The organism is Lacinutrix sp. (assembly GCF_023299985.1).
Lineage (GTDB): Bacteria > Bacteroidota > Bacteroidia > Flavobacteriales > Flavobacteriaceae > Lacinutrix.
The window spans coordinates 1-13,723 of the sequence record NZ_JALZVX010000227.1; the positions used below are offsets into that span (position 1 = coordinate 1).

Annotated in this window: 15 protein-coding genes; 7 read left to right on the forward strand and 8 right to left on the reverse strand. The window is 30.3% G+C overall.

Annotation, left to right across the window (positions count from 1 at the left end):
* From Q0C58_RS12105 to Q0C58_RS12130, 6 genes are all read left to right on the forward strand, one after another.
* Positions 1 to 1,152, forward strand: a 1,152-nt coding sequence (locus Q0C58_RS12105) for a T9SS type B sorting domain-containing protein (RefSeq protein ID WP_290701994.1), incomplete at its 5' end; no start/stop codon positions are given.
* Positions 1,153 to 1,269: 117 nt separating this feature from the next.
* The gene (locus Q0C58_RS12110; protein WP_028282170.1) at positions 1,270 to 1,461 is read left to right on the forward strand and encodes a cold-shock protein; all 192 of its coding nucleotides are present in this window, start codon (positions 1,270 to 1,272) and stop codon (positions 1,459 to 1,461) included.
* 111 nt (positions 1,462 to 1,572) lie between these two features.
* On the forward strand, positions 1,573 to 2,907 hold the full coding sequence (locus Q0C58_RS12115; RefSeq protein WP_290702009.1) for a DEAD/DEAH box helicase: 1,335 nt from the start codon (positions 1,573 to 1,575) through the stop codon (positions 2,905 to 2,907).
* Between the two features lie 146 nt (positions 2,908 to 3,053).
* A complete protein-coding gene (locus Q0C58_RS12120; RefSeq protein ID WP_290702012.1) occupies positions 3,054 to 4,589 on the forward strand; it encodes an SDR family oxidoreductase in 1,536 nt (511 codons plus the stop codon).
* A 26-nt stretch (positions 4,590 to 4,615) separates the two neighbouring features.
* Positions 4,616 to 5,506: an EamA family transporter gene (locus Q0C58_RS12125; protein WP_290702015.1), complete on the forward strand. Its 891-nt coding sequence runs from the start codon at positions 4,616 to 4,618 to the stop codon at positions 5,504 to 5,506.
* 73 nt (positions 5,507 to 5,579) lie between these two features.
* Complete coding sequence (locus tag Q0C58_RS12130; protein WP_290702017.1) at positions 5,580 to 5,771, forward strand: cold shock domain-containing protein; 192 nt, start codon at positions 5,580 to 5,582, stop codon at positions 5,769 to 5,771.
* 132 nt (positions 5,772 to 5,903) lie between these two features.
* Here the strand turns inward: Q0C58_RS12130 and Q0C58_RS12135 are convergent, their stop codons facing one another.
* From Q0C58_RS12135 to Q0C58_RS12165, 7 genes are all read right to left on the reverse strand, one after another.
* The gene (locus Q0C58_RS12135; RefSeq protein WP_366841754.1) at positions 5,904 to 6,155 is read right to left on the reverse strand and encodes a DUF805 domain-containing protein; all 252 of its coding nucleotides are present in this window, start codon (positions 6,153 to 6,155) and stop codon (positions 5,904 to 5,906) included.
* A gap of 92 nt (positions 6,156 to 6,247) precedes the next feature.
* Positions 6,248 to 6,655 (reverse strand): DUF805 domain-containing protein, encoded by a 408-nt coding sequence (locus tag Q0C58_RS12140; protein ID WP_290702019.1) that lies wholly within the window; start codon positions 6,653 to 6,655, stop codon positions 6,248 to 6,250.
* 18 nt (positions 6,656 to 6,673) lie between these two features.
* Positions 6,674 to 8,008, reverse strand: coding sequence for a DUF58 domain-containing protein (locus tag Q0C58_RS12145; RefSeq protein ID WP_290702021.1), 1,335 nt, complete (start codon positions 8,006 to 8,008; stop codon positions 6,674 to 6,676).
* A gap of 8 nt (positions 8,009 to 8,016) precedes the next feature.
* Entirely contained in the window at positions 8,017 to 9,057 is a 1,041-nt protein-coding gene (locus Q0C58_RS12150; RefSeq protein WP_290702024.1) for a MoxR family ATPase, read from the reverse strand.
* Positions 9,058 to 9,061: 4 nt separating this feature from the next.
* The gene (locus Q0C58_RS12155) at positions 9,062 to 10,270 is read right to left on the reverse strand and encodes a DUF4350 domain-containing protein (RefSeq protein ID WP_290702026.1); all 1,209 of its coding nucleotides are present in this window, start codon (positions 10,268 to 10,270) and stop codon (positions 9,062 to 9,064) included.
* Positions 10,267 to 11,001, reverse strand: coding sequence for a hypothetical protein (locus Q0C58_RS12160; RefSeq protein WP_290702030.1), 735 nt, complete (start codon positions 10,999 to 11,001; stop codon positions 10,267 to 10,269). The genes Q0C58_RS12155 and Q0C58_RS12160 overlap by 4 nt, the downstream gene beginning before the upstream one ends.
* A complete protein-coding gene (locus tag Q0C58_RS12165) occupies positions 11,001 to 11,966 on the reverse strand; it encodes a stage II sporulation protein M (RefSeq protein WP_290702033.1) in 966 nt (321 codons plus the stop codon). Before Q0C58_RS12165 ends, Q0C58_RS12160 begins: the two co-directional genes overlap by 1 nt.
* Positions 11,967 to 11,987: 21 nt before the next feature.
* Between Q0C58_RS12165 and Q0C58_RS12170 the strand changes: the two genes are divergently transcribed.
* Positions 11,988 to 12,800 (forward strand): RDD family protein, encoded by an 813-nt coding sequence (locus Q0C58_RS12170; protein WP_290702036.1) that lies wholly within the window; start codon positions 11,988 to 11,990, stop codon positions 12,798 to 12,800.
* A gap of 4 nt (positions 12,801 to 12,804) precedes the next feature.
* On the opposite strand, the gene Q0C58_RS12175 is transcribed toward Q0C58_RS12170, so the two are convergent.
* Positions 12,805 to 13,707: an EamA family transporter gene (locus Q0C58_RS12175; protein ID WP_290702039.1), complete on the reverse strand. Its 903-nt coding sequence runs from the start codon at positions 13,705 to 13,707 to the stop codon at positions 12,805 to 12,807.
* Positions 13,708 to 13,723 lie beyond the last annotated feature (16 nt).

Here is a 13,723-nt window from a genome sequence, read left to right on the forward strand (position 1 = left end):
CAATTTACCACAGAAGATTTAACACCGCTTTGTGTAGACTTAACGTTTCCAAATAATGGACAAACAGATGTTGCCATAATTAGTAACATTTCTTGGGAAGTAGACGTTAATGCTGTTGGATATGTTTTAAACGTTGGTACAACACCAGGAGGAAACGATCTGGTAAATGCTATAGATACAGGTAATATTACTACTTATAGTTTTCCTAATAACCTGCCTCAAAACTCAACTATATATATAAATATTACGCCTTATAATTTATTAGGAAATGCAATAGGTTGCGTGGAACAGAGTTTTACAACAGAATTATTTGTACCAGAATGTGCTAATTTATTAACGCCTTTAAATGAAGAAATAGATGTGCCTATTTCAACTGGTTTAAGTTGGACTAATAGTGACCATGCAGACGGCTACATACTTTCTGTTGGTACAACTTCAGGAGGAGTAGAGATTGTAAATGCTCAAGATGTAGGAAATATTAATAATTACGCTTTTACAGAAAATCTCTCAGATAACACAACGTTCTATGTTTCGGTTATTGCTTATAATACTGAAGGTAATGCTGTAAATTGTAACGAATATAGTTTTACAACAGAAATAGTAATTCCAGAATGTACAACGCTTATTATTCCTTTTAACAACGAAATAGATGTATCTGTTAATACTTCACTAACATGGAATAGTGTTAGTAATGCCTCAGGATATACTATTTCTATTGGTACGACACCAAATGGAAGTGAAATAATTAATGGCTTAGATGTTGGAAATGTAACAACGTATGTTCCGTTAATTGACTTTACTGATAACACAATGGTTTACGTAAACATAACACCTTACAATAGTACAGGTAATAGTTTAAGTTGTAATACTGAGCAGTTTATAACTGAAGATAGAAGTATTCGCACACCAGCATTTTTTACTCCAAATGGTGACGAGTTTAATCAATTTTGGAAAGTTGAAGATCCCAAGAAGGAAATTAAATATATTACTATTTTCGACCGTTTAGGAAAGTTATTATATCGTTTTAAAACAGATTCTAATGGTTGGGATGGTACTTTTAATGGTGAAAATGTACCAACTAACGATTATTGGTATCTTATAGAAATGGTCGATGGGACTATACAGAAAGCGCATTTTACCTTAAAACGATAATATAAATTAGTGTTATTAGTAAAATAAATTATTATTATTCATATTTATAGTACTAATGTAAATTAATGGCATTATCTTTGCAATCTATTAAGTATTAATAAATTAAATTACATTACAATGAGTAAAGGAACAGTAAAATTTTTCAACGACACAAAAGGATTTGGTTTCATCACAGAAGAAGGTGTTGATAAAGATCATTTCGTACACATTTCAGGATTAATCGATGAGATTAGAGAAGGTGACGAAGTTGAATTCGATTTACAAGAAGGAAACAAAGGATTAAACGCGGTTAACGTAAAAGTTATCTAAGATATATTCATATATTTTCAAGTAAAAAGCCCATCTATAAAGATGGGCTTTTTTTATACTCCATAGTTTGCGCTCCAAAAAGTGTAGTTATCTTTGCAAAAAAAATAATGTATGTTAAAACAGTTTTCCGATATTGGTATTAACAAGTATCTACAAGATAGTTTAGCAACTTTACAGATTTCTGTACCAACAGCTATTCAAGAACAAGTAATTCCTGTTATTCTTAATAAAAAAGATGATGTTGTTGCTTTGGCAAAAACAGGAACTGGTAAAACTGCTGCTTTTGGATTACCATTATTGCAACTTATAGATATGGAAAACACAGCTATTCAAGCTGTAATTCTTGCACCTACAAGAGAATTAGGACAACAGATTTTTAATAATTTAGAATCTTTTAATAACGATAATCTCCAAATATCTATAATAGGAGTATTTGGTGGAATTCCCATAAAACCTCAAATAGAAAACTTAAAAGAAACAACACATATAGTAGTTGCAACTCCAGGCCGTTTGGCAGATTTAATTGAAAGAAATGCAATAAACCTTAAAGAGATCTCTTACTTTGTGTTAGATGAAGCAGACGAAATGGTTAGTGCTCACAAAGAAGGAATAGATAACATTATTAAAGCTTTACCAAAAAGCCGAAGAACACTTTTGTTTACAGCTACAATGCCAGGAACTATTAAACAGATGGTTCAAAATTACATGTCTAAACATGTAATTCATATTGAAGCTAATATGGAAACTGTTGGCAATCAAGGTATCGATCATCAATATATAGTTGTAGAGCCTATAGAAAAATTGGAGGTTTTGCTTCATTTTTTAAATGCAAACGATGGACAACGTGGTATTATTTTCTGTAAAACAAAAGCAGCAGTAAATAAGCTAGCTAAAAAACTAGCGATTAATAAATTTTCTTCGGGAGCAATACACGGAAGCTTAACGCAAGGTATTCGCGATCGTATTATGGGACAATTTAGAGAAGGCCATATTGATATTATGGTTGCTACAGATTTAGCTGCTCGTGGTATTGATGTAAAAGAGTTGTCTTATGTTGTAAATTATCATTTACCAGATACTTATGAGGCTTATGTGCATAGAAGTGGACGTACAGCTAGAGCAGGAGCAAACGGTTTATCGCTTACTATTATACAAAAAGAAGAAGTAGAGGATATAGGTGATTTTGAAGAAGAACTAGATATTACTTTTAAACCCTTTAAAAAACCAGATGCCAAAAGCATTGAAGAAAATAACACCTTATTATGGGCTAAAAAAATATTTAAAGCAAAGCCAAATAGGGAGGTTAATGAAGCCTTGAAAGGAAAAATTAAAACCATATTTCATCATTTAACTAAAGAAGAACTAGTAGATAAAGTATTAGCAAATTATTTAGCACAAACTAAAGCTGCATCTGCGTTACCTGAAGTATCTAAAAAAAAGAAATAACAACTGTCTGTTCGAGTGAAATTGTTTTTTTGCAATTTTGTATCGAGAGCTTTTAATGTTTTAAAAAGATTTTCAATATAATTTCTCGTCCTTCAGTATAACCAGAAGCGACGCTATTTAGAATAAAAGTTATAGTTTTATTATTTATGAGTAAAAAGGATAACAATCAAGAGATTGAAAGCTGTATTACTACAATTCAGAAACTATTGGATGATACCAATCAGCTTTTCGAATTGCCAGAAAGTCAACGTGTAGCACTTTTTAAAGTTGCTGGTGCTTTAACACGACCAAATCGTGACGAGTTTCAACGCAGACGAAAAGACGCTAAAAAAGCGGCAAAGCGTAAAATGATTGAAAGCGATAAGCATGCTAGAAAAACTACAGGAATACGTTCTGCAAGAGAAGCGGCTTTATTTGTTGCTCCAAAACTATTGGCAGCAGCTGTTATTACTGAAGATACTCCCGAATTAGAATCGCCAAGAAACTGCTACGTTTGTAAAACAGTTTATACTAAGTTACATCACTTTTACGATACCATGTGTACAAATTGTGGCGACTTAAATTACGCAAAACGTTTTCAAACTACAGATTTAAAAGACCAAGTTGCAGTAATTACTGGTTCTCGATTAAAAATTGGTTATCATATTACTTTAATGTTATTACGTTCTGGTGCTACAGTTGTAGCAACAACACGTTTTCCTGCAGATTCTGCTATTCGTTTTTCTAAAGAAGAAGATTATAAAGATTGGAGTGATCGTTTGCATATTCATGGACTTGATTTACGACACATACCAAGTGTGGAAATTTTTTGTAATTATATAGAGCAAAAGTATGATCGTTTAGACATTTTAATCAATAATGCAGCGCAAACCGTAAGACGTCCATCTGGTTTTTATTTCCATTTAATGGAAAATGAAAAATTACCAGTCGACAAACTACCAGAACTAGCACAGACTTTATTAAAAGACCACGAGAGTTGTCTTGAAGAATTATCTAGTTTAAGTGTTGGGCCTTCAAAAACAGATAAAAACAATGTATTACCTGTTACTTGGCATGGACCAGAACCTGGAATTGGCTTACGTAATTCGGCAGAATTATCTCAAATCCCATACAGTTTTGATAACTCATTACAAACAGCAGAAGTGTTTCCAGAAGGAGAATTAGATGCAGATTTACAACAAGTAGATTTACGTAAAACTAACAGTTGGCGTTTAAAACTAGGTGAAATTGAAACTACCGAAATGGTAGAAGTACAGCTTGTAAATGCGGTAGCGCCTTTTGTGTTGTGCAATCGTTTGTCTAATATAATGATGAAAGAAAACACAGGCAAGAAACATATAATTAATGTGTCTGCAATGGAAGGAAAGTTTCATCGTTTTAAAAAAGAAGACAGACATCCACATACAAATATGGCAAAAGCAGCCTTAAATATGCTAACACATACTTCTGCAGGAACCTTTGCTAAGTCTGGTATTTACATGAATGCGGTTGATACAGGTTGGGTTACAGACGAAGATCCTGCAGCTTTATCTAAACAAAAAGTAGAGGTACACGATTTCCAGCCACCTTTAGATATTGTAGATGGCGCAGCACGTGTTATGGATCCATTAATAGATGGCATAAATACAGGAAAGCATTGGTCTGGTAAATTTTTAAAGGATTATTTCCCTATCGATTGGTAGTTATTATTTAACAGATACTTTTGAAAATGCCAAAAATTAGCCAAAAAGCACTTATTATTCTTGCATTTATCTCCATTTATATTATTTGGGGATCTACGTATTTACTTAATAAAATAGCCGTTACTGCATTGCCTCCTTTCTTTTTAGCAGCTATTCGGTTTTTTTGTGCAAGTATTTTAATATTTACGATAGCTAAGATTTTAAAAATGAAATTAGCCATATCTAAAAAGCAATTTCTAAATTCAATATTAGTTGGTTTTCTGTTTCTGGTTTATGGAAATGGTATTTTTGTTTGGGCATTAAAATACGTAGATAGTGGTTTTGCGGCATTATTGGCCTCAACACAACCATTATTTGTATTATTATTAATGCGATTGATGGATAATAAAAAAATGAAACCAAAGTCTTTAATTGGTGTTGGTTTAGGTATTATTGGTATGTATTTATTAGTGAGCCAGCAAGAATTAATAACTAGTGATGGTGTACTTTTAGGCATTTTTATGATTTTCACTTGCGTCTTTGGTTGGAGTTATGCTAGCGTATTTGTGTCTAAAGCAGATTTGCCTACAAATTATTTTGTAAGTACAGGTTATCAAATGGCAATTGCTAGCGTCATGTTAGCGACTATAAGTCTTTTAAGACAAGAAGAATGGAGTTCTCCATTACAATGGAATACAGATGTGCAAGTAGCCATGTTTTTACTCATAACATTTGGTAGTATAGCAGCCTTTACAGCTTTTAATTATTTGTTAAAAAAAGTGTCTACAGAAAAAGTAGCAACATCAGCCTATGTAAACCCAATAGTCGCAATGCTTTTAGGTTGGTATGTTTTAGACGAACAACTAAGCGTGCAATCCATAATCGCAGCAATAGTGTTGCTTACAGGTGTTTATTTTATTACCTCAAAGAAAAAGTAATAGCTTATTTTCTAGCTTTGGCACGACCTTTGTTTTCTATTTAGTAATTATTAAAATTAAATATTATATTATTATGAGTAAAGGAACAGTTAAATTTTTCAACGACACAAAAGGATTTGGATTCATCACAGAAGAAGGTGTAGATAAAGATCATTTTGTACACGTTTCAGGATTAATCGATGAGATTAGAGAGGGAGATGAAGTTGAATTTGACCTTCAAGAAGGAAACAAAGGATTAAACGCAGTTAACGTAAAAGTTGTCTAAGACATATACTTCAAGTTTTTACAAAAGCCCATCAATTATTTGATGGGCTTTTTATCATTACAATAGTTTCTTAATATTAAAGATATTTATTCTGTATCAATTAAATCAACATCTTGATTGTTACCATTTTCTTTAGGGTTGTCTCCATTCATTTTTACCAACTTCACTATCTGTACAAGCTAAAATTAAATTATATATGGGAATCAAATAATACCACCCACTTTTCCCAACATCATGCATTCGCCTAACACCAACTGCTATTCCTGGAATTAAAACAGCAAAAGAATGCATAGTGTCCATAATTTGAAAAGAAGGAACTTCTCCAATTTCAACTATATGCGTTATTACAATTGAGACTATTGTATTAAATAAAAAAACATCCAATATTCCTTACGTCTTGCTCTTCCATTAAAATCAAAATATTGATTTAATACTTTTATATACCAATTCATTTCTTGTTTTTTTAATATTAAAATCTATTCTTTACCAATTAAATCAATAGAATCATCATCTATTTCTTTTTTAGGATTCATTCCATATTTATTATTTCCATCCCAACTGTCTTCAACTAATAAAACTAGTAACCAAATAGGGCCAATTAATGGAATAAACCTAACAAACCAATAGGTTCCAGACTTATTAATATCATGTAATCTCCTCACTAATACTGCAAAATGTGGTACAATTATAAATAAGAAATAAATTAGAGGAAGAAAAAACATAAACTCAGTCTTAGAGCCAAATGCATCTGAAATTAAACCAGCCGTTACAAATAGAGTAAAAAGTATTATAAAGTTAAATAAAACAAACATCCAATACTCAGTTCTTCTAGCGCGACCTGAAAAATTAGCGTAATTTTTTATGCATTTAATATACCATTTCATAATTTATATTTTTTTTATTTAAAAAAGTCCTCTAGATTTTAATTCTAGATACTTATTAATAGTGTCTCCAGTTAAATTTTGTGGTTCTGTTAATACAGATTGAATACCATATTTTTTTAATGCATTTACAATTCTCTTTTTTTCGTGCATAAATTTCTCTGCGATAATAGTATCGTAAACATCTTGTATGCTATCGGATTTAGAGTTTATTACAGATTCTAATTCTGTGTTTTTAAAGAATACAACTAATAATAAATGGTTTTTTGCTAAGGCTCTTAAATAGGAGAGTTGCCTATTTAAACCATCCATAGTTTCAAAGTTTGTATATAGAATGAGTAAACTTCTGTTGGTTATTTTACGCTTTACAACAGCGTACAAACTACTAAAGTCTGATTCTGAGAAATCTGTTTTTATATTATATAAAGCTTCAGAAATTAAATTCATTTGAGAGTTTCTTTGCTCTGCAACGACAATATCTTCTAATTTTTTTGAAAAAGATAACATTCCTGCTTTATCTTGTTTTCTTAAAATAACACTGCTAATTGCTAATGTTGCATTTACTGCATAATCCAACAAGCTAATATTATTAAAATGCATTTGCATAGCACGACCTTTATCGATAATAGAGTAAACAGGTTGGGATTTTTGTTCTACATATTGATTAATCATTAATTGATTACGCTTTGCAGTAGCTTTCCAATTTAAGGTTCTTATATCGTCTCCAGAAACGTATTCCTTAATCTGTTCAAATTCTAAAGAATGTCCTATTCTCCTCACTTTTTTAGTTCCGTAAGAAATGGTAGAATCTGTAAATGCTTTAAAATTAAAGGCTCTTAATTGTAAAAATGAAGGATAACATTTCAACTCTTTTTCTTCTCCTAAAATATACTTTTTAGTAGCTAGTTGTAGTGGAGTAGAAGCGTAAACATTGATATGTCCAAAAAAATAAAGACCTCGTTGTGTTGGTCTTAAATCGTAATAAATAGTTTTAGTTTGTTTTGAAATTAGTTTTAAATTGAAAAAGAAATCTCGTTTTTGAAATTGATAAGGCAACTCTTCGATAATAGAAACATAACTTAAAAACGAATACTTGTTTTTAATTTGAAGCGTAATTTTATTATTATCTCCATTCGATAATCTCTCTGGTAATAACCGTTCTACAGTAATACCTTTTTTATTACTAAAAAGAATAAATATGTCTATAACTGTTAAAAGCGTTAAAACAAGGAGTGCTATTTTAGAAATATAGAAAAATATAGGCACAAAAAAACCAACTACAAATAAAACTGCAATAGCAACAATACTGTAGAAAAATCTACTATGTAAGAATAAAGAATTATAGAGGTTTTTCATTGTAATATCTATCTTGGAATCTCTACAGCTTCAATAATTTGATCAATAATTTGTTTACTAGTTAAACCTTCCATTTCTCTTTCTGGTGTTACAATTACTCTGTGTTGTAGAACAGGAATAGACGCTCTTTTAATATCTTCTGGTGTTACAAAATCTCTTCCTTCAATAGCTGCAAACGCCTTAGATGCTTTTAAAATAGCGATACTTGCTCTTGGTGAAGCGCCTAAATATAAAAACGAATTGGTTCTTGTGTTTACCACAATATTAGAAATGTATTTAAGTAAATTTTCTTCTATGTTTATTTTATTTACCAACGCACGATATTCTATAATTTCTGAACCAGAAATTATTGCTTCAATTTTTTCTATTTTGGTTGTGTTTTCTAAAGCTTGCTCTCTTATTATAATTTCTAATTCTTCTTCAGCATTAGGATAGTTTACATTAATTTTAAATAAAAAGCGATCTAATTGTGCTTCTGGTAATCTGTAGGTTCCTTCTTGTTCTATTTGGTTTTGAGTCGCTAAAACAATAAATGGTTCCTTCATTTTATAAGTTTGTCCATCAATTGTAACTTGTTTTTCTTCCATGACTTCAAATAAAGCAGCTTGTGTTTTTGCTGGAGCTCTATTAATTTCATCAATTAAAATCATACTAGAAAAAATGGGTCCTTTTTTAAATTCAAAATCAGATGTTTTTGCATTAAAAACCGAAGTTCCTAAAATATCTGATGGCATTAAATCTGGAGTAAATTGAATTCTGCTAAAATCAATATCCATAGTTTTAGACAATAACTTTGCTGTAATCGTTTTTGCAACACCTGGAACACCTTCTATTAATGCGTGTCCATTTGCTAAAAGCGATACAATTAGTAAGTCCATCATGTCTTTTTGGCCTACTATTACCTTCTTTAGTTCCGCCTTAATTTTGAAGACTGTTTCTTGCAATTTCGAAATATCTATTCTGTTTTTAAATTCTAAATTTTCTGAAACTTCGTTATTATTTTGACCTACATTTTCCGCTTCATTTAGGCCTTCATTTTGTGCTTCCATACTATTATTTTTTAAAGAAATTTTCTACCATTTTATTTAAGACAATTAGCTCTGTTTCTGTACATTCAGACTTTTTGTTTAAAGCGATAATGGTGTTTATTAAATATTTTGTACTGTTTATGTCGTTGTCAGATTTTAAGGCTAACCTTTTAATAAATCCCGTATTTAAATTACTAGTATCTATTAAAAATTGTTCTCTAATTTTTTCTAAAAAATAGGCGATTTTTTTATCTACTAAATTTTTGTGATCCGCTTCTTTTAAATACAAATTTGCAATAGTGTGAGCAAACGCGATAGTAGAGTTTTGTAAAGGTTCTATAATAGGAATTGCGCGTTGCTTTCTTCTTGCATTAAACAACATAAATAAAAGTAATCCTAAAAAAGAGACCATTAAAAACCATTTTAATGTTGGGTGTTGGAAAAAGAATTTAAAAATAGAGTCTTCTTTTTCTTCTTTTTTATTAGAAAATTTACTCGATTTTATCTGCGAGTCCCATAAAATAGTGTCTGATGGTAGATAGGAGAAGAGGTTTTCTGCATAATCTTCATTTCCATTAAGCATAAAATAGTTTGTAAAAACTATTGGATTGGTGTGTAAAAAAATAGCACCTTCTCCATAATAAATTTTAATAAAATTTGGCAGCTTTTCACCATTTACATCTATAGTTCCTAAAACGATGGTGTTGTTTTTATTATAGGTTTCGAAATAGTGTTTTCTTATATTTCTATTGAATGAAAAAGTTTGAGTTTTAAAACCTTGATTCTCTAAAAATAAGGTTCCTTTTAACAGCTTCAATTCTTCTGGAGTATAAAGATCTTTGTCAATGTTTTTTGTTGTAAAGTTTAAAGAATCTTTTATGTGTTTTGAAAAATTGTTAAGTGAAAAAAAGAGGTTACTACCTTGTTTAACATATTCTAACATATATTCCAAGCCATCTTGGTTTAGCTTATAAGCAGAAGGTTTAACACAAACATAACTACCAAAATCATTACCTTTTTCATTTTTAACAAGGTAGTCGTAGATATTATCTTTTACGTAATGTACTTCGTTGTTATTAAAGAGTTCTTTGGCTTCATTAAATACAATATAGGTACCAAATGGGTCTTTATTGTTTTCTTTAAAATTCTCATACCAATTAGTTTTATTACAGCTTACTAAGCTGAATAAAATAATTAAAATGAAGTATTTTTTTATGTTATTAAAGAAAATCAATTAATGGATTTAAAAATGGATTTATATTTTTTTTCAACTGTTTTAAACGCGAATGCATCTATAGGAAATTCTCCATACCATACATAACTGTAGATGTATGAGACTTCGGAAAATTGACTTCTAAGGTTTTTATTTTCAATTTCGAATAAATACTCTGTATTGGTTTTGTCTTTATGGTATTCTATTGTTTTTAAGTCTGTTAAATTTTTTAACAATGCTAAATAATAATAGCGTGTTGCTAGTCTAAAGTTTTTATCATTAATTGCTTTTTTTAGGTAACGATCAAAATCTGTTTCGTGGATGTCTTCATCTTCATACACTAATTTCTCTGCTACTTTTTTTGCTGATTTTTTAAAATTCCAAAAACCAGAATCTGTACCCAAAAATGTTTTTAATATAATTAAGACAATAATGATTCCTAATAGAAATGGAAAAACATAACTCATAAAACCACCAAAAGCGGATAGAGCTCCAGAAGTAGCAGGAGAAGGTGTCTTTATTTTTTCTGGTTCAGGTTCTTCTTCTTTAGGCTTTTTTAAATCGTCTATATATGTGAAGGCTTCGTCGTTATATTTTTCTTTTAAATCAGATTTAAAAAACAATTCTTCTTTAATGTTTGTGTTTTTATTGTAATAAAGCGAATCGCCTTTAACTTGCATAGGCTCGCTGTAAGCGTTTGCAAACCCTAGATAGGAGGTAAGTAGTAATATAAGTAGAAGGTGCTTTTTCATTAACGTAAAGCATGTTTTTTGGCTACTTTAAAAGGTAGAATGAGATAATAATAGCTAATGGTAAACAAACTAAATAAAATAATACTAATGCTAACAATTGTTGGCATTTTGTTAGAATATCTGGTAACATAACCTTCTAAAAAAGCAGCTATAATAGTAAACGGAATAGTACTAATAAAGATATAAAAGGCTTCTCTTGTTCCTATTTTAAAAGATTCAAATCTTTTTAAAGTTCCCGGAAACAGAATGCTTGCACCAATAATATAACCAGTTGCTGCTTCTATAATCATACCAAAAATTTCGTAAGTACCATGAATCCAGATGCCTTTTAAACTATCAAACAAACTATTATGCTGGTAAAAAAACGCTTGAAATACTGCAACCATAATGGCATTGTAAACAATATAAAATCCTGTGCCAATGCCTACAAATAATCCCGAAAGAAACATGTTTAGCCCAACACGTTGGTTATTGTCGTAAATGCCAATAAAAGTTCCCCAATTACTGCCACCTTTATAAATAGCCATAGCATCTCCACTTTCTATGTTTTCTAGTGTTTGGTTTACATACTCGTTTCCTAGCACTTGTCTGGCAAAAGATTCGTCGTTAAAAGTAGAAAGCAAGCCAATAAAAAAGCAGATAAAGAAAAAAGCAAAGGATATGTAAATGTATTTTCTGTGTTTGTAAGCAAGAAGCGGAACCTTATTAAAAAAGAAATTTGCCACTACATTTTTATCTCTTCTTTTAGTGTGGTAAACAATATCAAAACTGCTTTTAGCCAGCTTGTTTAAGTATGTAGTAACCTTGCTTTTAGGGTAATAGGTTTGTGCATACACCAAATCATTCATGATTTTAATATGCAAGTTTGCAGTATCGTCTGGGCTTTTTTTTTCTTTATTTAAACTTCTTTGCTCAAATTCAAGCCATTTTTCTTTATTTTGCTTTATAAAAGCGACTTCTCTCATCAAGGCGAATTTAAACATTGCATGAAAACACTCCAAATAAAAACAACACAAAATGTAAATATCAATTACACTATTGCTAATGTTGGTGAACGCTTGCTAGCCTTTATAGTTGATAATGTTGTAAAGTTTGCGTATCTCTATTTTGTGATTGCTTTTTTCGATTTTCAGCTTATAGAAGAAAACTATAATAACGATCATTGGTCTATAAAAGCGATAGATGTTTTAATCTTTTTACCAATAACTTTCTATTCTTTGTATTCTGAAATTTTATTAAACGGACAAACCATAGGAAAAAAGTTACTTAAAATTAAAGTAATTAATGAGGATGGTTTTAAGCCTTCTATTGTAGATTACACAATTAGGTGGTTTTTAAGGGTTGTAGATTTTAATTTTTTCTCTTTAATTTTTGTTTATGTAGCGTCTTTAAATTTAGATTCTAGTTATAATTTGTTACTTCTAATCTTTCTTATAGGTAAGATTGTTGGCTTTTTATTGATTATGTTGACTGAAAAAAGTCAACGTTTTGGAGATATTATGGCTAACACTATAGTTGTGTCTTTAAAGGATGATGTTAAGTTTTCTGATACTATTTTAGAAACCATTACAGAAGCCTATAAACCTACGTATCCTGCGGTAATTAAATTGTCTGATAATGATGCTAGAATAATTAAAGACACTTTTAAATCCGTTTCTAAATTTAACGATTATAGAACCCTTATAAAACTGCGTACTAAAATTATTGAGGTTACAGCTATTAAATCTGTGCATACAAACGATAAAGAGTTTATAGCTATTATTCTAAAAGACTATAATTTTTACACGCAAAATATGTAGTATTTTAATTTGAATACAAAATTAAAAACACACCTATTAAAATACCAGCTAGCGGAATCAATTTTTTGCGCTTATTTTGTTCTTTAAATACCAAGCCACCAATAACTACAGCAATTATTAACTGGCTTCTTTTTATAGCAGACAACAGCATAATTAGAGCCTCAGGATCTTGTAAAGCTTTAAAGTAAAAATAATCTGCGGCTACTAATAAAATGCCGACAGCAATAATAGTCCAACGAAATTTAAAAGCTTTACGTTTTGTAGCATACGGAAACCATGTAATGCTTAAAATTACAAGTAAAATAAGTATGGTATAGACAAAAAACCAAAATTGTAAGGTTTGCGGATTTAAACTTAAATTTTGAATTAAAAACTTATCATACAAACCACTTGAGGCACCTAAAAAGGTAGCACCAATTATAGCAAATATCCATTTATTGCGTTTAAAATTAATGCCTTCTTTTTTACCAATTCTAGAATATAATATAACCGAAAAGATAATAATAAAAAAACCAAGCCACTGGAACAAATTAGGGCTCTCTTTATAAATTATAATGGCACCAATAAAGGTAAAAAATGGACCAGCAGAACGTATTGGTGTAACTATAGTTAATGGTAAATGTTTTAAGGCTTGATAAGCTAAAATCCATGAACTTGCCATAATTACCGATTTTATAAAAATAAAACCATGGGTTTGCCAATCAATTTTTTGAAAACTGTAACCGTTTTGTTGGGCATATTCTGGATAAAAAACAGAGAGCACATAAAATGAACCAATAAATAAAAAGCCACTAAAAACAGTGCCAAATAGCACAGGAAACACCTCGTTACCGCGTACAGCATGTTTTTTACATAAGTTGTGTAATCCTAAAAAAAGTGCAGCCAATAAGCCTAAATACATCCACATGGCGCGAATATAGTTT